This window comes from Pseudomonas sp. PDM32, from assembly GCF_019219225.1.
Lineage (GTDB): Bacteria > Pseudomonadota > Gammaproteobacteria > Pseudomonadales > Pseudomonadaceae > Aquipseudomonas > Aquipseudomonas laurylsulfatiphila.
Genome location: NZ_JAHUWE010000002.1, coordinates 79527 through 97400 on the forward strand (window position 1 = coordinate 79527; position 17874 = coordinate 97400).

Annotated in this window: 19 protein-coding genes and 4 tRNA genes; 11 read left to right on the forward strand and 12 right to left on the reverse strand. The window is 57.7% G+C overall.

The window, feature by feature from the left end; translation table 11 throughout:
* Positions 1–46: 46 nt before the first annotated feature.
* The 3 genes from KW846_RS03855 (at position 47) to KW846_RS03865 (ending at position 2292) form a co-directional block, all read left to right on the forward strand.
* Positions 47–781, forward strand: a complete 735-nt coding sequence (locus tag KW846_RS03855) for a helix-turn-helix transcriptional regulator (protein WP_218481670.1) — start codon at positions 47–49, stop codon at positions 779–781.
* A gap of 360 nt (positions 782–1141) precedes the next feature.
* Positions 1142–1525 (forward strand): response regulator transcription factor, encoded by a 384-nt coding sequence (locus KW846_RS03860; RefSeq protein ID WP_093219601.1) that lies wholly within the window; start codon positions 1142–1144, stop codon positions 1523–1525.
* 497 nt (positions 1526–2022) lie between these two features.
* Positions 2023–2292, forward strand: a complete 270-nt coding sequence (locus tag KW846_RS03865; protein ID WP_256356597.1) for a hypothetical protein — start codon at positions 2023–2025, stop codon at positions 2290–2292.
* On the opposite strand, the gene KW846_RS03870 is transcribed toward KW846_RS03865, so the two are convergent.
* From KW846_RS03870 to KW846_RS03880, 3 genes are all read right to left on the reverse strand, one after another.
* Complete coding sequence (locus KW846_RS03870; RefSeq protein WP_218481393.1) at positions 2286–3167, reverse strand: hypothetical protein; 882 nt, start codon at positions 3165–3167, stop codon at positions 2286–2288. The genes KW846_RS03865 and KW846_RS03870 overlap by 7 nt on opposite strands.
* Positions 3168–3288: 121 nt before the next feature.
* Positions 3289–3534: a hypothetical protein gene (locus KW846_RS03875; RefSeq protein WP_218481394.1), complete on the reverse strand. Its 246-nt coding sequence runs from the start codon at positions 3532–3534 to the stop codon at positions 3289–3291.
* Between the two features lie 109 nt (positions 3535–3643).
* The gene (locus KW846_RS03880; protein WP_218481395.1) at positions 3644–4402 is read right to left on the reverse strand and encodes a hypothetical protein; all 759 of its coding nucleotides are present in this window, start codon (positions 4400–4402) and stop codon (positions 3644–3646) included.
* A 61-nt stretch (positions 4403–4463) separates the two neighbouring features.
* Between KW846_RS03880 and KW846_RS03885 the strand changes: the two genes are divergently transcribed.
* A complete protein-coding gene (locus KW846_RS03885; protein WP_218481396.1) occupies positions 4464–5387 on the forward strand; it encodes a DNA cytosine methyltransferase in 924 nt (307 codons plus the stop codon).
* 48 nt (positions 5388–5435) lie between these two features.
* Here the strand turns inward: KW846_RS03885 and KW846_RS03890 are convergent, their stop codons facing one another.
* Positions 5436–6125 (reverse strand): hypothetical protein, encoded by a 690-nt coding sequence (locus KW846_RS03890; protein ID WP_218481397.1) that lies wholly within the window; start codon positions 6123–6125, stop codon positions 5436–5438.
* 50 nt (positions 6126–6175) lie between these two features.
* Between KW846_RS03890 and KW846_RS03895 the strand changes: the two genes are divergently transcribed.
* The 6 genes from KW846_RS03895 to KW846_RS03920 all read left to right on the forward strand — a co-directional run bounded on the left by KW846_RS03895 (position 6176) and on the right by KW846_RS03920 (position 9656).
* The gene (locus tag KW846_RS03895) at positions 6176–6682 is read left to right on the forward strand and encodes a hypothetical protein (RefSeq protein WP_218481398.1); all 507 of its coding nucleotides are present in this window, start codon (positions 6176–6178) and stop codon (positions 6680–6682) included.
* A 47-nt stretch (positions 6683–6729) separates the two neighbouring features.
* The gene (locus KW846_RS03900) at positions 6730–7167 is read left to right on the forward strand and encodes a hypothetical protein (protein WP_218481399.1); all 438 of its coding nucleotides are present in this window, start codon (positions 6730–6732) and stop codon (positions 7165–7167) included.
* Positions 7164–7481 carry a hypothetical protein gene (locus tag KW846_RS03905; protein WP_218481400.1) on the forward strand — a complete coding sequence of 106 codons (318 nt, stop codon included), beginning with the start codon at positions 7164–7166 and terminating at the stop codon, positions 7479–7481. The genes KW846_RS03900 and KW846_RS03905 overlap by 4 nt, the downstream gene beginning before the upstream one ends.
* Positions 7482–7753: 272 nt before the next feature.
* Positions 7754–8251 (forward strand): hypothetical protein, encoded by a 498-nt coding sequence (locus tag KW846_RS03910; RefSeq protein ID WP_218481401.1) that lies wholly within the window; start codon positions 7754–7756, stop codon positions 8249–8251.
* Between the two features lie 35 nt (positions 8252–8286).
* Positions 8287–8520: a hypothetical protein gene (locus KW846_RS03915; protein WP_218481402.1), complete on the forward strand. Its 234-nt coding sequence runs from the start codon at positions 8287–8289 to the stop codon at positions 8518–8520.
* Positions 8520–9656 (forward strand): tyrosine-type recombinase/integrase, encoded by a 1137-nt coding sequence (locus tag KW846_RS03920; RefSeq protein ID WP_218481403.1) that lies wholly within the window; start codon positions 8520–8522, stop codon positions 9654–9656. Before KW846_RS03915 ends, KW846_RS03920 begins: the two co-directional genes overlap by 1 nt.
* Positions 9657–9765: 109 nt before the next feature.
* On the opposite strand, the gene KW846_RS03925 is transcribed toward KW846_RS03920, so the two are convergent.
* A tRNA-Val gene (locus KW846_RS03925) sits at positions 9766–9842 on the reverse strand.
* A 184-nt stretch (positions 9843–10026) separates the two neighbouring features.
* Here KW846_RS03925 and KW846_RS03930 point away from each other — a divergent pair.
* Positions 10027–11310 (forward strand): FAD-binding oxidoreductase, encoded by a 1284-nt coding sequence (locus KW846_RS03930; RefSeq protein WP_218481404.1) that lies wholly within the window; start codon positions 10027–10029, stop codon positions 11308–11310.
* Between the two features lie 88 nt (positions 11311–11398).
* Here KW846_RS03930 and KW846_RS03935 read toward each other — a convergent pair whose 3' ends face one another.
* The 7 genes from KW846_RS03935 to KW846_RS03965 form a co-directional block, all read right to left on the reverse strand.
* Entirely contained in the window at positions 11399–12370 is a 972-nt protein-coding gene (locus KW846_RS03935) for an XdhC family protein (protein ID WP_218481405.1), read from the reverse strand.
* A 1-nt stretch (position 12371) separates the two neighbouring features.
* The gene (locus tag KW846_RS03940; protein WP_218481406.1) at positions 12372–13610 is read right to left on the reverse strand and encodes a cytochrome c; all 1239 of its coding nucleotides are present in this window, start codon (positions 13608–13610) and stop codon (positions 12372–12374) included.
* A 2-nt stretch (positions 13611–13612) separates the two neighbouring features.
* Positions 13613–14152 carry a (2Fe-2S)-binding protein gene (locus KW846_RS03945; RefSeq protein WP_007982256.1) on the reverse strand — a complete coding sequence of 180 codons (540 nt, stop codon included), beginning with the start codon at positions 14150–14152 and terminating at the stop codon, positions 13613–13615.
* Positions 14145–16976 carry a xanthine dehydrogenase family protein molybdopterin-binding subunit gene (locus KW846_RS03950; RefSeq protein WP_218481407.1) on the reverse strand — a complete coding sequence of 944 codons (2832 nt, stop codon included), beginning with the start codon at positions 16974–16976 and terminating at the stop codon, positions 14145–14147. The genes KW846_RS03945 and KW846_RS03950 overlap by 8 nt, the downstream gene beginning before the upstream one ends.
* A 459-nt stretch (positions 16977–17435) precedes the next feature.
* A tRNA-Asp gene (locus KW846_RS03955) sits at positions 17436–17512 on the reverse strand.
* Between the two features lie 93 nt (positions 17513–17605).
* Positions 17606–17682, reverse strand: a tRNA-Asp gene (locus KW846_RS03960).
* 53 nt (positions 17683–17735) lie between these two features.
* A tRNA-Val gene (locus KW846_RS03965) sits at positions 17736–17811 on the reverse strand.
* Between the last annotated feature and the right edge of the window lie 63 nt (positions 17812–17874).

The window sequence follows — 17874 nt, forward strand, 5'->3', positions numbered from 1 at the left end:
GGATACCTTTTTGCAACTCGAAAGGTTGGCCTATAAATTGGCGGGCATGGAACTCAAAGATCGATTGAAACAAGCGCGTAAAAACGCCGGCCTAACTCAGGTCGAGCTAGCCGAGCGCGCCGGTATAAAGCAGGCTTCCGTATCAGAAATTGAGCGAGGGCTCACTCGGACGTCGGGACACCTAATAAAGCTTGCCCAGGTGTGCGGGGTCGATCCGGTTTGGCTTTCGGATGGAACGGGCAGCCCAGAGGGGAAGTATTCGTCGCAAAACGACAATCGGACCGAAACTATCGAGTCAAACGCGATATTGCTCGGCCCTATGGATGTATGGGACGACGACACACCGCTGGATGATGATGAGGTATACGTGCCGTTTCTCAAGGAAGTAGAGCTGTCCGCAGGCGCGGGGATTAGCGCTGTACAACAGTCCCATAGGCAGAAGCTTCGTTTTGGCAAAGCTACCCTTAGACGGCAAGGCGTACAGCCATCAGAGGCAGTCTGCGTAACCGTTTCAGGGAATAGTATGGAGCCAGTACTCCCCCATGGAAGTACTGTCGGAGTCGACAAGGGCTCCACCTCCATAACTGACGGAAAAATGTACGCCCTCGATCATGGTGGGCAATTGCGAGTTAAGACGCTGTACCGCTTACCAGGTGGAGGAATTCGTATGCGAAGCTTCAACCGCGATGAACATCCAGATGAAGAGTACAGCCCACAGGACATGCTTCAGAAAGAGATAATTGTACTCGGCAAGGTATTCTGGTCTTCAGCGCTTTGGTAATTTCCCCCCTTCTAATTCAATGAATCCCGCTATTGCGGGATTTTTTTTGCCCTCTACAAAAAAATAAAGGCATACCTGTTGACTCAAAATAAAGGCTGCCCTATATTTTGCCCATCGCCGGATAGCCACCGGCCAGATGGAAGGCAGCGATGAACCGGCCTCAACGGTTCAGAGGGTTGGCAACTGACCCAGGTGTGCAGCGTAAAGCACCGCAAACAGTTATCCGGCGGACTGAGTCGCGGTCGGACGAACAACTTGTAAGAGCCCGTACCGCGCCAGCAGCGCCGAAGGGACACGGAATTTTTCACTGATGCACCTGGTTGTCCGGGTGCATTGGGAAAACAACCGGGAGTCAACGCGATGGAAACAGAGATCGTAAATGGCACATGGAAGGGTCACCTCGGACGTGGACTGGCGCCACGAGAACTTCAGTTCCTTCTATGGGTTGCCCTCGGGCTGACCGCGAAAGAAATAGCGCGGGAAGTCGGCATCTCGCCGGCCACCGTAGCGAAACGCCTCACCAACGCAATGTTCAAGCTCGGCGTCACCCGCCGCGCCGCCTTGGTGGCCGAAGCAATGCGCCGCCAAATCATTTCGCCGATGTGCTTCGTGCTGGCTGCGCTCATCGCCATGCACGCAATGCTCGATGGCGACTCAATGCGGCGTGATCGTCGGGTACCTGAGCGCCGTATCGCCCAAGTCCGGACGGCAAAGCGCGCCGAGGCTTACGACCACCACGCATAGCATCACTTCTGCCCATTCACTGAGTGGGTAGCGGGATGCGGATGATTCTGCACCGCGCAATGCGGCCCCCCGCAGGTAGCAAAACCAGAGAACGGCGAGCGCCCGCCAAGATGCCAACGGCGCGTTCTTGAGGATGACCACCATGAAGTAGTCCACCGATTCCCCGGCGTGGCGCAGTAAGCCTGAAGGCTGCGCCCTTCACCCTGGCAGGCAGCGGACATCTGGGCCGACGGTGTCACCGCGCACCAACCGGGCAACCGGTAGGCCTACCCCCTCGCGACAACACACTGATGATGATTCAAACCCAGGCCGTTGCCAGTAGCGGGCCTGGGAGGCTGTCACGTAGGGAGGTCTTCGTGACGCAAACAAAAGCCCGGTTCCGATCGGGCTTTTTTACGCCTGCCTTTATCCGTCAGCACTCTCCCCTGCGCCCAACGGCAACCAGCAGGAGGCCAGAGTGCTGACGAATACACGCAACCCACACCGAGGGATCAGCCATGCAGCAAATGCACCCACTGATACAGCAGCGCCGGGATGTCATCGGCGCCTTGATGATTCGCACCCGCGCTGCCCGTGGGGAGTTCGCCCGTCTTGTCGGCCTGCCACTGCCAACGAAGAAGGTGCGCTTCCAAGTGAAGACGGTCGGCAAGGCCTACCACGTTATTGACCTGGTAACCGACAAGGCCAAAGCCTTCCGCTGGACCTACAAAGCGGCGCTGGATATGGCGATTCAGTTTGAAGAACAGGCCAATCGCCTTAATCAATAACCGATGGCCCCTTCCCGTAGCGTTCTAACCACGACACCGACACCCAATTTATTGCAAATATCACCAAGCATAGAAAAATCAAGTGCAGAAACACTTCTAACCCGAAAACTAAACTTAGATTCCACCGGCGTATTTTTGGTGACTAATACTTGATTCACGCCAGGCATCATTCCTATGGCCCTTCTAGCTTTATCAGAACTACCCTCATCCCCCTCCATGTCCATCTCGTACAACCATGACTGGCTGGGAGCACTAGCTGCCTTAGTGAAGCTGGTGGACATTGCACCTGACTTAATTTCTCCTATGAATGTTTCAATATAGTCTAATTTTTTAATAAGAAAGCTCTGCGCATCATCTGTATCCACGGATTCGCGTAAAGCCTTACTGCCCGTGACACGTAACACTGGATTGTCCACCTCTTCCAATGTCATGGCTGCTTCAACAGCTATAGCCAATCTTGGGCCAAGATCAACCACGCCGGCCATATCATTTTCAAAGAACAATGTTCTTTCATCAGATATATCAAATGGCAGCCTAGTACCATTTTCGGCTAGAACAATAATAGGCAACCCCACACAATGCCTTACCGCAAGCTCGTACATTACATTCGGGTTCAGCTCAGATAAATTCGCCACAACTAAATCATCATATATAACATGCTCAATCACTTGCTTTGTAATTGACCCTGGTGCAGCAATCTCGTGAGCCACATAAACCTCATATCCTAGAGACTTAAGGACCGGCTTCATAACTGCATTAATAAGCCCATCCGCAGCCCTGCGAGTCGCGCTGTTATCAACACCGATAGGGGTAACAATAAAACATTTTTTAGGAGTGTTTTCTTCTTTTGGCGACTCGCTGAGTTTTTTCGTCATTTCCTTGAATTCTCACTTGTAAAATGAACCGCAATAGTTGACCACGTATCTGTTCAAGTCAAATACGAAACATACCTATACGCTGCGTATCCGATCACGGAAAGCGGCGCCTGAACGATCACTAAATCGGGGTCGCACCCCAGTCGTATCGGGAATACAGATGGGTCCTGCTGTCAGGGGTCTTCTTCTTTTTCTCTTTCACCATTAAACGAAATTTCGAGCCCGCCGGATTTTTCTCTCTGAAACTTTTATCGCACTCAATGACCATGTCCGGTGGATACTTCTGCCCAGGTAGCGGCCTAACCCTCATGTGTCCCCTGCGCTGATCAAAGTACAATTCAGCGTCTACCCATTCGTAATCGGCCATCTCGCTTCTCCTTGATCCGGCTCCATACCGGGCCGAACACAAATACCCCACTTCAACGAATCACGCCAGCCGGCGAGGCAGTGTCAGTTGGTTAAAACCGCAGGCGCACCTATTTACCGGCCTTTGCCTTCTCCCACTCCTGTTTGAGAATATGCTGACACCAGCTGACTACATCATTCGCAATCTCTTTCGCGGGGCCACCTGGTTTATCACATTCTTTATATAACTCATTAACTGCGATCATTAGCTCTTTTGAATCTATTTCTTCTGGATTAAGCAAAAGCTCCAGCTTAGCTTTCAGACTCACAAGCTCTTTAACTGATTGAACATGTGACGTCGACCATTCTGAGCGTAGCCTGTCAACATGTGAAAAGTCTATGACACCTCCACGCATACTGATTGCTGATTGGGTAGACTCCCAGTAAACGTTCAGGCGATTTACGTTAAGAGCTGCGGCTATAAATAAGGCTGTTGTGTCACGCAGATCGTTAATCCAATTCTGCCTGCTAGTCTTCAATGAGGCTTGACTAGCAACACGTTCCTGACTAGCGATCATCTCCTTTTGAACTTCAAATGTTTGTTTTGCGGCCTGATCTTGCCCAGCCATAGCATCTCTTTGCAAATCAAAATTTTGTTTGGCTGAAAACTCTTGACTCTCAATTAATTTTTTCTGTAACTCAAAATTTTTCTGAGCAACCGTCTCCTGGCTAATAATGGTTTTATTGAAATTCCGCACAGTGAGATATGTGCCCAAGACGAAAATGGCGATAGTTGCAGAAAAACTCCAAAATGTTGCCCAGTCAAAACCAGAGTCAACAATGATTTTTGGAACTTGCTCAAGATAAACGACAGAAGTTTCGTATTTCACCGTCCTACTCCCCATCTAATTATGATCCATCAACATGGCATCATACTTCCGAGGTAACCCCATGCCCACAGCAATCGATTTGTTCGCCGGTCTCGGCGGATGGTCAACCGGTGCCCGTAATGCCGGTATCGACGTAATCTGGGCCGCCAATCACTGGCCTGTCGCCGTCGAGTGGCACAGCGCAAACCACCCCGACGCTATCCACATCTGCCAGGACCTGCACCAGGCGGATTGGTCGAAGGTTCCAGCGCACGACATCATGCTGGCCTCGCCGTGCTGCCAGGGGCATTCGAAGGCCCGCGGCAAGAAGTCCGGGAACGCTCAGCACGACGCATCGCGGTCAACAGCCTGGGCGGTCGTGTCGGCTGCCGAGTACCGCCGACCAGAAGTGGTTTTGGTCGAAAACGTCGAAGAGTTCACGGCCTGGGCCTTGTACCCCGCATGGGCTCAGGCAATGGCAGCGCTCGGCTATATGGTCGCGCCCCATGTGGTCGATTGCGCCGATCTCGGCGTGCCACAGCACCGCGTGCGCCTGTTTCTGGTCTGCACGCGGAGTAAAGCACCGCTGAACCTTCAGCTTCACCAGCGTCGGCATGTCCCAGCCTCATCCTTCATCGATTTCGACGCTGGCAAGTGGAGCAATGTCGTGAAACCTGGTCGCGCTGAATCGACGCTACTCCGCGTGAAGAATGGCCGGGAGCGCTTCGGTGATCGATTCATCATGCCCTACTACGGATCCGGTTCGGGTCTGACTGGGCGCAGCTTGGAGCGTCCGATCGGGACCATCACCACTTTGGACCGGTGGGCCTTGGTGCGCGGCGATGAAATGCGAATGCTTTCGGCGAGCGAGGCCCTTGCTGCTATGTCGTTTCCTGCTGACACAAAGCGGCCGGACAATCATCGACTGACTATGCACATGGCCGGCAACGCGGTACCGCCGCTGGCTGGACAGAGGATTATCGAGGCGCTGATGGCGGCAGCCTAGTTAACCAAATCTGAACTGACTCCCTTACTCAATGCGGCGCCTCAACTTCTACGCGGCATTCATACGAACAAACCCCGGCCCTCTGTTGACTTCTCGCGGAAGTGGAACCATTTTGAATGTTTTACTCCCATAAGTGCCTTCCTCATTCCTATAACCAAGAGTGATGACAAACTCAGAAAAATCTTCCAACCTCGGGATAGTCATACCAAGATCGAAGGCCCCACCGTGAAGCAGCGATGGATATTCAGATTGAGCCACCCTGTATCTTTCATTATCTACAGAAACAGTAAGCTCTGTTATTTTGTTGCCCGCATTAGTTATTCTACCCTGAAAAAAATACATACCATTATTCTCATGACCGTAAATTTCCTTGAAGGCAAAAACTGGCTCAAGTGAGGCAGCCCTTCTTTCGCGCTCAACTCTGATTCTCTCAAGCTCGGCAGCTACCTGCTCCCTTGTCACGGCAACCATTTCTTTCTGTTGATCAACCGAGTTCTTCAACTCGGCAGCTTGCAGGTTCAGAGCTTCATTATTTTGGCGAAGTTCCAGACCTTGCTGAAAGAAGCCGAGTATCAACCAAAGAATTGAAACTGGACCGAAAACTCCAGCCAAAAAATCACCCAACTCGTTCAACTCCATAGTTTGAAGCGCACCAAGCCTAGAGCCGGCAAAATAATAAATGCCATATAGATAAATCGCTGAAAAAAACAGCCCAATACTAGCCAGCCACCGGTTCATCGCAAACTCCATTTTTAGAAATGGCAAAATCATACCTACGAGGTATCCCTATGCCCACAGAAAACAAACTCGCCATGTCCCAGCCGGCTGTGAAGCGCTGGCAATTGAAAGGTTTCATCCCTGGCGTTGAAGGCGAGAGCAAGGCTGTCTTCCGGACGGTTGTGGTTTTGGCCGATGATTTCGACCGCATCGCCGCCGAGCGAGATGCCCTACAGGAGCGCCTGAACGCAGCGGATCAGCGAATTGATGAGCTAACACGTCCGAACCACGACGACGAACAAACTCTCATTGCACATCACCAGTGGTTCATCGCCGGAGAGTCCGACGAACTTTTAGATCAGGCCTCCGCTTTTCAGGACAAGGCCTATGCGTTGGGTCGAGCTCGCGGACTCTTCGAAGCCGTGCAGCAGTTCACGCCGGTAGCGGTTGTACTGCCTGAGCGAAAGCCTACCCACGCAACGGCGCCCGATAACGACATGCGGGCCAGGCTTGAATGCAAGAACAAAGGCTACAACGAAGCTCTGGACGACACAGCTCGCCTCAGCATCCCGCAGTAACTCCCTCCCCCTTCAAAGTAAGCCGCTATAGCGGCAAGGACGAAGTCATGCTCAAAGAATACCTAGCCGCCCTGCTGGACGGCATTCAGTACCCAGCGCATCGAAGCATCGCAAAGGACCAGATCGAGGCCGCCAAGGCTGCCGGCCTGGTGATCGTTTTCGGCGCCAGCGATGACCTGATGGAATTCGAAGGTGCTATCCGCGACGAGTTCGGCTGCTACGACGGCGGAGTTGCGTTGATCGATGCCAAAGGCCTGTTGCCCGAGCGGGAAAACGTCGAGGATGACGACGAGCTTCAGGAGTACTTCAAACGCAAGCCTCTGGCCAGAAAGATCGAGGCACTCTGGTGCAAGGAGGACGGTTACTCCTGGACTTACTCTACCGAAATTCCCCACGCCACGTTCGACGTGCTGGATGGCAACGATCACTACTGCCGCGGCATCGTGTTCTCGCTGGCTGATCTCGGCACGCAGGTGACGCCATGAGTGCGCGCGAACAGTTCGAAGCCGCTGTCATTACCCGCATGAAAGAAAGCGGGTTCCTCGAAGTCGAGATACGCGTGGAGTGCCTGGGCCGGTCTGGTGACGGCTATGCCGACGGCTCGATCGATGCCTACTGGCATTTCTGGAAAGAATCCCGCGCTGTTGTGGCGGTGGTTCTGCCGCCGGCGCCAGCTCAGCCGGAAGATCCCCGGGATGCGATCGATGACAGCCACATGGATGCCTTCCACGCCGCCAGCCGCATGCGGAGCGCGTGCGAGAAGGCCATTGAAGCCGCCGGCCTGAAGGTGATGCCATGATCGCCCTCGCCTGGTTCGCCTACGTGTACTGCTACAAGGGGCCGCGGCGATAAAGTCAGGCTCGCTTATTTCCCTTTGCCCAACCAGCAACCATTAAGACCAAGCCGGGAATCCAGAGCCCCGGCGCGGTGACAGCGACTCCACAAATTACCAGTGGTAAGCCGGTCAAGAACAACGGATTTCGAAACGCCTTCTCCATAGCAACAACTCCTTTAAGAACACATCTCATTAAACCATAAAGCCTGCCGGTGAACGGCGGGCGAGGAATTCTCATGGCCGATCAAAAACACCATCTGCGAGAAGCCGCTATTGACGCGATCTCCAACGTTGCCCAGCACCTGCCGCTGGACTGCCAAATGTTTCTCATCGCCTGCCGGCCGGGCAAGTCCGATTTCGACCTGGTGCTGCCGTCACCCGAGGCGAACTTGAATAACGCGCTCGATGCTCTGCGCCGACAAGGTCTGAGCATCGATGGCGAAAACGCTTACAAGAGCGACCTGCTCGACGCGACCATTGGTGCCATGTACATGGGCGTGCAGAACACCAATCCTCCGCCGCCCGGACACTGGGGCCAGCGTTTCTGGGATATCGGGCGAGAAGAGCGTGCGCTGTGCGAAGAGCTGGTCGCTGCGCTGAAACTCACCCGCGAGAATCTGCGTGCCTGCCAGGCAACCATCCACCTGTGCGGCGGCTTCGACCCGGCCTATGTGAATGATGCCCAGGCCGCGATGAAGATCGCAGACGCCGCACTCGCCAAAGCCACCCAATAACCACCTTCTGCCGCCACGCGGCGCGGAGCATCATCATGGCAAAAGTCCTGGCCCAAATTACGGTCAAGCTGCCGCGCCTCATGGAGGCAGGCGAATACAGGAAGCTGCGGTACGTCGGCGGCAAGCCGAGCCTGCAGCAGTTGAAAAAATGGATCGAGGAAGGCGAAGTGATTGGAGAGGTAAAGGGCGGGATGTATTTCGTGGATGTGCAAGCGGCAATCATGGGGTCGAATGACCCGCTGCTGGCCAAAATGCTGGAGATCGGCTGATGGCTGCCCGGCCGCGCACGCTTCAGAACAAGAAGCTCCCGCCAAACCTCTACCCGAACGGTAAGTATTGGCGGTACCGCAACCCCATCACCGGCGTGATGACCAGCATCAACCGCCCACTGGAAGAGGCGATCAAGTTGGCCAGGGCGGCAAACTTGAAGTTCGCGGAACTGGTAGTGGACGACGGCTCGCTGCTTGCCGTCCTGACCGGGGATCGACTGCCGATCGTGAGCAACCTGCTGCAGCGCTTCACGGACGAGTGGCTACCGGACAAGGGTTACGCCTCCCGCACCCTGGAGGAAATAAAATTCAAGATCGAGCGGTACCGGCAGGACCTGGGCGACCGCCTGATTGGGCAAATGGACGTGCTTGCTATGGCTGAGTACCTGGACCAGTTCAGCAACAACGCCTACACGAAGCACCGCGGGCTGTGGGTGCAAATCTTCGCCTTCGCGGTTGCCAAGGGACTGGCCGAGCGCAACAACGCCGAACTGACCCTGGTGAAGAAGGAAGCGGAGAAGAAGCGCCAGCGTCACACGCTCGACGGACTGAAGACGATCATTGACGCGGCGACCACGCCACCCTGGCTAAAGCGTGCCATTCGTCTTGCACTGGCCAGCCTTCAGCGCCGCGAGGACATCGTCACCTGGCTGAAGTCGGCTGTGGACATGGACAAGAACACGCTGACGGTATCGCCCGGGAAGACCCAGGGCTACGAAAACCCGGTCCACCTGAAAATCACCATGGGAGCGGCACTGCGTGAGGTTGTCGGTGAGTGCCTGCGGTCGCCGCTGGTGTCGCCGTATCTCATCCACTACAAACCGAAAGCCAGGCGCCGGGAACAGATCGATGCAAAGGACCACTGGACGTCGGTGACCCCAGACTATCTGACCAAGGAGTTCAGCAAGGCCAGGGATGCTGCGCACGCCTACGACCACGTGCCGGCCGGCGAGCGCCCCACTTTTCACGAAATTCGCGCTTTAGGGGCATGGCTGTACGAGCAGCAAAATTTCCCACAGGAATACATCCAGGCGCTGATGGGCCATGCTGACGAGAAAATGACGAAGCACTATCAGGAGGGGCACGACGAAAAGAAGATCGTGTACCTGGAGGTGGGCGCCGAATTGGCGTTCTGATGTGGGAGTTTTGCAAAAGTTTTGCAAAAGTTTTGCAAATCGCAGAAAGCAAAAAGGGGTTACCGTTTCCGGTAACCCCTCTAGACCGCCCAGCAGAGCGGATTTTGTTTGGTAGGCGCGATTGGACTCGAACCAACGACCCCCACCATGTCAAGGTGGTGCTCTAACCAACTGAGCTACGTGCCTGCTGTGAGGCGGCATTCTACGGAATTCCGGAGGGGTGTCAACACCTTTTTTCGCGCTAACCCTATGAATATGCAAAATATTTAATTTTTCCGGTACAAAGAAGATTTTCCGGGTGGCTGGCGGGCGATTTTCAACTCGGGTAGGATCAACGCACTCGTAAAATATATTAAACAGAGGCTGCCGGATGGCTAACACTTCCTACCCAGAGTCCTACTACGCCGCATCGGCCAATACGGTTCCGCCGCGCCCGGCGTTGCAGGATGACGTCGAGACTGATGTCTGTGTGATTGGCGCTGGTTACACGGGGCTGTCCTCTGCCCTGTTTCTGCTGGAGAACGGTTTCAAGGTCACGGTGCTTGAGGCCGCCAAGGTGGGTTTCGGGGCGTCCGGGCGTAATGGCGGACAGATCGTTAACAGCTATAGCCGCGACATCGATGTCATCGAGCGCACGGTCGGTCCCAAGCAGGCTCAGTTGCTGGGGCAGATGGCGTTTGAAGGTGGCCGGATCATTCGTGAGCGGGTCGCCAGGTACAACATCCAGTGCGACCTGAAGGACGGTGGCGTGTTCGCCGCAATGACCGCCAAGCAGATGGGTCATCTGGAGTCGCAGAAGCGCTTGTGGGAGCGATTCGGCCACACCCAGCTCGAGTTGATGGATCAGCGCCGCATTCGCGAAGTGGTAGCGTGTGATCAGTACGTCGGCGGGATGCTGGACATGAGTGGCGGCCACATTCATCCGCTCAACCTGGCGCTGGGTGAAGCGGCAGCCGTCGAGTCCCTGGGCGGTACGATCTATGAGCAGTCGCCGGCCGTGCGCATCGAGCGCGGAGCCAACCCGGTGGTGCACACGCCGCAAGGTAAGGTCCGGGCCAAATTCATCATAGTCGCCGGCAACGCCTATCTGGGTAATCTGGTGCCGGAACTGGCCGCCAAGTCGATGCCTTGCGGAACGCAGGTGATTACCACCGAGCCACTGGGCGATGAACTGGCCAGGACCCTGCTGCCTCAGGATTACTGTGTCGAAGACTGCAATTACTTGCTCGACTACTACCGCCTCAGCGGTGACAAGCGCCTGATCTTCGGCGGCGGTGTGGTGTACGGCGCGCGGGATCCGGCGAACATCGAAGCGATCATTCGACCGAAGATGCTCAAGGCCTTCCCGCAACTCAAGGACGTGAAGATCGATTATGCGTGGACCGGTAACTTCCTGCTGACCCTGTCGCGCCTGCCTCAGGTCGGACGCCTGGGCGACAACATCTACTACTCCCAGGGCTGCAGCGGCCATGGCGTGACCTACACGCACCTGGCGGGCAAGGTGCTGGCCGAAGCGTTGCGCGGCCAGGCCGAGCGTTTTGACGCGTTTGCCGACCTGCCCCACTACCCGTTCCCCGGCGGACAATTGCTGCGTACGCCGTTTGCGGCGTTGGGCGCCTGGTATTACGGATTGCGGGACAAGTTCGGGTACTGACCTTTAAAACAAAAGATCGCAGCCTGCGGCAGCTCCTACAGAAAACATGATCCCTGTAGGAGCTGCCGCAGGCTGCGATCTTTTGATCTTAAAGCCGGTCCCGCGCTATACCGCTGCGAATCCGAAGGATATCCGCCAGCACCGCCAGGGCAATCTCCGCTGGCGTCTTGCTGCCCAGGTTCAGCCCGATTGGCGCATGAATCCGCCCCAACTCTACATCTCCCAGACCGCCGATGCGCCGCAAGCGCTCGAAGCGCTTCTGCGAGGTCTGCATGGAGCCCATCACACCGATATAGAACGCCTCGGTGCGCACCGCCTCCATCATCGCCAGGTCATCGATACGCGGGTCGTGGGTCAACGCCACCACCGCCGTGTCGCTGTGGCAGCCGCCGTCGGCGATGAACACCGACGGCAGTTGGCGGCGAATCTCCACGTTTTCCAGCACGACGCCTTCCAGCACTTCGTCCCGCGGATCGCACAGAATCACCTCGAACCCCAGGCCCACGGCAAATTCCGCACAGGCCTGAGCCACACTGGAGTACCCGGCCAGCAACAAGCGCTGGGCCGCGCCGACACGCACACGCACGCGGTCGATTTCACGCTCGATACGCACACCCTGCTCACGATCATCGAACAGGCTGCGCGCACCGCTTTGCAGATCGACTTCGCGGATCAACCGACGTCGACCCAACAGCGCCGACTCCAGCTCGTGCAAATGCGCCTGCACCTCGCAATCGGCGTCAAGCTTCTCGACCAGCACATCCAACACCCCGCCACAGGGCAGGCTGACGCGCGAGCGTGGGTCGTCGCCTTCGCCGTAGCGAACGACGCTGACCGGCTGCAGAAACGCGCCCTCGGCGACTCGCTCCAGAAAGTCCTCCTCGACACAGCCACCGGACAGCGAGCCAATCCAGTGCCCGTCAGCGTTCACCGCCAGCAGCGAACCCGGTGCGCGCGGTGCCGAGCCGTAAGTGGCCAGCACTGTACACAGCCAGATACGCTGACCGGCCGTCGACCACTCCAGCGCCCGGCGCACCACTTGCAGATCGAGATGCTGCATATCAGTGGGCCTTGTGCTCGAGCGGCGGCGCATCAGCCCGCAACGTCTGCACGTCGTTCACCGCCAGGTCATTGGGCTGACCGCCCCAGCCCTGACGCAGGTAGTTCAGCAGATCGGTGAGTTGCCCGTCGCTCAACTTCTCGGCGAACCCCGGCATCGGCTGCATGTGCTCGAACCCGGAGAACTTCTGCTCACCGATACCGTCGTCGATCACCCGCACCAGGTTGCGCGGGTCTTCCAGGCGCAGCGTGGTGTTGCCGCGCATGGCGACGGCGATGTGCGGCTTGCCCTCGCCGCCCGGTGCATGGCAACCGGCGCAGACGTTCAAATATTCCTGACGGCCCCGCTGGGCACTTGGACTCAGTTTGTCCAACGGCACTTCAGTGAGCACTTTCGCCGCCGGTGGCTGATCGCCGAGCAGGAAGGTCGCCATCGCCGCCAGATCCGGATCGCTCAGGCCCTGGGTGCTGTTGTGGAACACCGGGAACATCTCGTTGAACATCGTGCCCTGGGCGCTCATGCCGTGCTTGAGGAACGAGCTCAGGTCCTGATGATTCCAGCCACGGGCTGCCAGGTCAGTGGCCAGCAGGCTTGGCGCCAGATAACCGTTGAGAATGCCGCCGGTCATGCGCTTGTCCTGCTGCATCGCACCCGGCAAGCCGCGTGGGGTGTGGCACTCGCCGCAGTGACCGAGCACGTCGACCATGTACTGGCCGCGCTTCCAGGCTTCGCTCTTGCCTTCGGCAGACTCCAGCTTCACGTCCTTGCCGTACATCATGTTCCAGCCCATCAGGCCCAGGCGCACGTTGAACGGAAAGCTCAGGCTGGTGACCGGCGCGGCGCGCTCGATCGGCTCGACAGTTTTCAGGTAGGCATGAATCGCGTCGGAATCGGCGCGTGGCATCAGGTGATACGAGGTGTACGGCATCGCCGGATACAGGTTCGCGCCATCGCGGCGCTTGCCTTCGGTCAGCGCGGCGAAGAACTCGTCATCGCTGTACAGGCCGATGCCGTGCTCTTTGCTCGGGGTGATGTTGGTGCCGTAGATCGTGCCGAACGGCGACACGATCGGCAGGCCGCCCGCATAGGGCGCGCCACCCGGCGCGGTGTGGCAGGCCATGCAATCGGCGGCGCGGGCAAGGTATTGGCCTTGCTTGACCTGCGCCTCATCGGCGTGGGCCAGCAACACAGGCGCAGCCAGGCCGACCGCCAGCGTCAGGCGGGACAATAGTGACTTCATGCTTAACCCTCCTTGACCAGGCCGAGATCGGTCAGCACGTTGCGGGTGGCACTGTAGTAGCGCACGTACCCGGTGCAACGGCAGATGTGATGACCGAGGCTGTCCTCGATGACTTTTTCCAGCTGGCTTTTGACGATCGGCTGACGCTGCAGCTTTTCCACCAGTACAGTCGCGGCATTGACGAAGCCCGGCGCGCAGTAGCTGCACTGGAAGGCGAACTCATCGACGAAGCGCTGCTGGATCGGGTTCAGCTCGGTGACCTTGCCCTGCTCGTCGCGGGTCGCATGGCCTTCGATGGTCCGCACTTTCTTGCCTTCGAAATAGTGCGCGCCGGTGATGCAGGTGCGCACTTCTTCGCTGGTGCCGTCGGGGTTGTCGACGATCACCACGCAGGCGTGGCAGATGCCCTGGCCGCAGCCCAGGCGCGAACCGGTGAGGTTCTTGTATTCGTGCAGGTAGTCGATCATCGGCAGGTCATCAGGGATGTCCACCGGACCGACGGATTGACCGTTGAGGGTCAGTTGAAGCGGACGGTTAGCCATTGAGGGCCTCCTTGATGCGTGCAGAAGTGATAGGCAGGTCGCGGACACGTTTACCGATGGCATGGGCCACCGCATTGCCGATGGCTCCCACCACAGGAATCATCACCACTTCGGCGATGCCCTTGGACGGGTCGCTTGGCGAGAGTGGCGGCAGGATCTCCGCCGTCTGCTTCCACACCGCGACGTGCCGCGCCATTGGCAGGCGGTAACGGTTGAAGTTCCAGTCACCCTCCCCCGGCCCGCCTTCGTACAGCGGCATTTCTTCCATCAGCGCATGGCCGATACCCATGGCGATGCCGCCTTCGAGCTGGCCCTTGACCAGTTCCGGCACCAGGACGCGACCGCACTCTACCCACGAGTGATGGTTGAGTACCGACACTTCGTTCGAACCCTTGTTGACCTTCACTTCCACCAGCGTCGCCACCGGGCTGTAGTACGTCACCGCCGCGTTGTTCAACTGGGTTGCCGGGTAGGCGATGTTCTGCCGGTCCAGCAAATGGAAACCGGCGCTGTTCATCTGCGCCTTCTTCGCTTTCGGTGCACCGTCGCCGTACTTCACGGCCAGGCCATCGAGCGGCAAGCGCTCACGCACGCCGTCGATGCTGAACTCGGCCTCGGCCCAGCTCCAGCGGTTGAAACCGTGCACCGTGGCGCCGCTCACCAGGCCGCGCTCGTGAACACGCTTGGCCAGCATGGCGAACGGCAGGGGTTCCATGCCGTTGGCGGTGAGCTTGCCGTCGACCCAATGGGCGTCTTCGCGGCGCACCACGTAAGGGTTGGCCTGACCGCCGTAAGGGCCTTGGCGCCAGATCTCCAGCGCCGCCGGCCACAGGCCGTGGTTGAACAGCACGCGCGCCGCTTCACGGGTGGCGTGGCTGAAGTAGTACGCGGAGTTGGTGGCCGACGATGCCGAAGCCACCTTGCCGACCCAACGCGGGTTGCGCAGGACACTATCCTGCTCGGCCTGGCTCATGATGTACGGGTTGCCGCTGCTGATCAGCTGCAATTCTTTCCATTCGGTTTCACCGGTCTTCACTTCGTGCGCCGGGACACCGAGGAAGTCGGCCACGACCATGGCCTGCGAGGTCGACATGCCGGTGCCGATCTCGATACCGATGTGGCGCAGGCTGATGCGACCTTCGGCGGTGAATTCAATGCTGGCCATCGGCGCTTCGGAACCGGTGCCGAAGTCTTTCTGGCAGATGGCGAAACCTACGCCGTACCAATTGTCCGGATCGGCGGCTTCGCGTTGCTTCTTGATCGCGTCGCGGTTTTTCCAGACCTCGTGGACCGCCGCCTTGTCGAGAATCTCGTGCAGGCGCAAGGCACCGGCCGGGATCGCGCCCTGGGTGTTTTTCATGCCCGAGCGCAGTGCGTTCTTGCGGCGCAGTTCAATGGCATCGATACCGAGGCGATCGGCGATTTCGTCGACCATCATTTCGGTCGACGCCATGCTCTGCAGGGTGCCATAGCCACGCATCGACCCGGCTTCTACCGCGCGGGAATGGTAAGCCGTGACCTGCAGGTCGTTCTGCGGCATGTAATAGATCGATTGCGCGGCCGTGGCACCCACCGCCGCCACCGATGGGCTGTAGTTGATTCGCCCGCCACCGTCGACGCTCATTTCAGCGCGGAAGATCTTGAAGCTGTGGTCGTTCTTGTCCACCGCCAGTTGGTAGCGAATGTCGAACGGGTGACGCTTGATGCCGCTCTGGAACTGCTCGTAGCGGTCGTTGGCCAGGCGCACCGGCACACCGGCGCCGTACAACGCGGCCAGCGCTGCGTAGTAGACGAAAATGTTGTGGTCTTTCGAGCCGTAACCGACGGTGTAACCCGGGTGCATGTTCAGGTTTGCCAGGCCGAAACGCGACGGCGCGATCATCTTCGCGGTCTCGGTCGCGGCTTCCAGCGGGCACTGGGTGGCGACGACGAAATGTAGGGTCTTGGTGGCCGGGTCGTACCAGCCGTTGCCGTTGTCCGGCTCCAGGGCAGCCGGTTCGATCGACGGGGTCTTGTAGCGCTCGTCGAACACCAGCCAGTTGTCCGGCGGCGTATCGATCTGCTGCTTCATGCGGTCGGCGTAGAACAACCCGCGCTCGGTCAGGTTGCCGTGCAGGTTCGGCTGGGAGTTCCACACCGGACGACGGTTTTTCAGCATCGGGAACAGGATCGAATCCTTGAGGCTGGCGAACTCGTCTTCGTCGGCCGAGGTCGCACCGCCGACGCGCACGTAGCGGAAGCTGCCGTATGGATCGCCTTCGTAGAACGGCACTTTATCGCCGTAGCGGATGGCCTTGTCATTGAATTTGAGTTGGTTCTTGGCCTGACGGAAACGCTCGAAGTCGTTCCAGATCAGGATCGCCACCGGGTGCCCGATGAACATCGGCACCTTGCCGGCCGGCAACAATGGATCCGGGGCGTGCTCCTCAGGGAACACGATACCGTCCTTGACCAGGTCTTCGGCGGTGACGATGCGGTCCGGCTGCAACTCGGCCCCCAGCCACGACAGGTCGATGCCTGCGAAGATGTGGTCGGCCTTGATGGTTTTCAGCAGCATGGCGTGGCCTTGTTGCTGCGGCCAGCCCGGCATGTCCTTGGCGCGGATGTCGCGGGCAAAGACCTTGCTACCGCAGACCTTGGACAAGGCATCGTTACGGGCGCGCGCCTTGCCGTTGTTGCCGAGCCACTGCTCGGACGGCACGGTCACGCTGTTTTCCATCAAGGCGGCCAGCGCCTGGCTGCTCAATGGCGTGAGCGTCACGCTCACGCCCGCTACCAGCCCGCCCTGAAGGAACGAGCGCCGGGATATATCACGGTTGGACATGGATCATCCTCTGGGCGGTTATGGAGTCCGCCCTTCTGATTATGTACTGGAAAATCTCGAGTCTTGCAGAAGCCCCTTTTGACGATACAAAGGGCTGTTGTTGACAGTGCAAAGCTGACCGAAAGGTTAAGTTTATAGGCTTATGGCCTGACGGAAAACTAAAAACTGACCAGCAAATCAAAAAAACGCGACTATTCGACGCAGCACATTAAGAGTAGCCGTGAATTTCGGTAGCGTGAGGCTGGAGGGGTGCAGCTGGACGACGGCGTCGTCAGCGTCCGATAGCCATTCCAGCAATGAGCATGCAGAAAGGTCCACCAGGAATAAGGCGAGAGGAAAAAAACCCAAATTTCAGAAACAAAAAACCCCGGTCTTTCGACCAGGGTTTTTGCTATCGACTCGAAGTAACCAGTGGTTTCTTCGTAGCTCCAAGGCGTTCAGTGGGCCTCGGGGCAGATATGGCGCAGCGGACGGGACTCGAACCCGCGACCCCCGGCGTGACAGGCCGGTATTCTAACCGACTGAACTACCGCTGCGTATCGCTTTGAGCAGATGCTCAAGTAACTCGTCTGATTGAAAACTCAGTAGCTTTTCAATCTCGAATCAGGACATGCCTGACTCGGAAAATATGGCGCAGCGGACGGGACTCGAACCCGCGACCCCCGGCGTGACAGGCCGGTATTCTAACCGACTGAACTACCGCTGCGCGTCGGTGGAGGCATTTCAGCCTACCTCTTGCTTTCGCAAGTATCTCGGGAGTGGTGGGTGATGACGGGATCGAACCGCCGACATTCTGCTTGTAAGGCAGACGCTCTCCCAGCTGAGCTAATCACCCGTTTGCATCTCCGAGGCCGCGAAATTTACGCAGGTAGCGAACCTAAGTCAATAGCAGGATTGA

Coding starts and splice junctions, on each gene's coding strand:
- KW846_RS03910 (WP_218481401.1), top strand. CDS start 7,754: ATGGCCGATCAAAAACACCATCTGCGAGAAGCCGCTATTGACGCGATC.
- KW846_RS03920 (WP_218481403.1), top strand. CDS start 8,520: ATGGCTGCCCGGCCGCGCACGCTTCAGAACAAGAAGCTCCCGCCAAAC.
- KW846_RS03865 (WP_256356597.1), top strand. CDS start 2,023: ATGCAGCAAATGCACCCACTGATACAGCAGCGCCGGGATGTCATCGGC.
- KW846_RS03890 (WP_218481397.1), bottom strand. CDS start 6,125: ATGAACCGGTGGCTGGCTAGTATTGGGCTGTTTTTTTCAGCGATTTAT.
- KW846_RS03855 (WP_218481670.1), top strand. CDS start 47: ATGGAACTCAAAGATCGATTGAAACAAGCGCGTAAAAACGCCGGCCTA.
- KW846_RS03875 (WP_218481394.1), bottom strand. CDS start 3,534: ATGGCCGATTACGAATGGGTAGACGCTGAATTGTACTTTGATCAGCGC.
- KW846_RS03940 (WP_218481406.1), bottom strand. CDS start 13,610: ATGAAGTCACTATTGTCCCGCCTGACGCTGGCGGTCGGCCTGGCTGCG.
- KW846_RS03935 (WP_218481405.1), bottom strand. CDS start 12,370: ATGCAGCATCTCGATCTGCAAGTGGTGCGCCGGGCGCTGGAGTGGTCG.
- KW846_RS03915 (WP_218481402.1), top strand. CDS start 8,287: ATGGCAAAAGTCCTGGCCCAAATTACGGTCAAGCTGCCGCGCCTCATG.
- KW846_RS03905 (WP_218481400.1), top strand. CDS start 7,164: ATGAGTGCGCGCGAACAGTTCGAAGCCGCTGTCATTACCCGCATGAAA.
- KW846_RS03950 (WP_218481407.1), bottom strand. CDS start 16,976: ATGTCCAACCGTGATATATCCCGGCGCTCGTTCCTTCAGGGCGGGCTG.
- KW846_RS03885 (WP_218481396.1), top strand. CDS start 4,464: ATGCCCACAGCAATCGATTTGTTCGCCGGTCTCGGCGGATGGTCAACC.
- KW846_RS03860 (WP_093219601.1), top strand. CDS start 1,142: ATGGAAACAGAGATCGTAAATGGCACATGGAAGGGTCACCTCGGACGT.
- KW846_RS03945 (WP_007982256.1), bottom strand. CDS start 14,152: ATGGCTAACCGTCCGCTTCAACTGACCCTCAACGGTCAATCCGTCGGT.
- KW846_RS03900 (WP_218481399.1), top strand. CDS start 6,730: ATGCTCAAAGAATACCTAGCCGCCCTGCTGGACGGCATTCAGTACCCA.
- KW846_RS03930 (WP_218481404.1), top strand. CDS start 10,027: ATGGCTAACACTTCCTACCCAGAGTCCTACTACGCCGCATCGGCCAAT.
- KW846_RS03895 (WP_218481398.1), top strand. CDS start 6,176: ATGCCCACAGAAAACAAACTCGCCATGTCCCAGCCGGCTGTGAAGCGC.
- KW846_RS03870 (WP_218481393.1), bottom strand. CDS start 3,167: ATGACGAAAAAACTCAGCGAGTCGCCAAAAGAAGAAAACACTCCTAAA.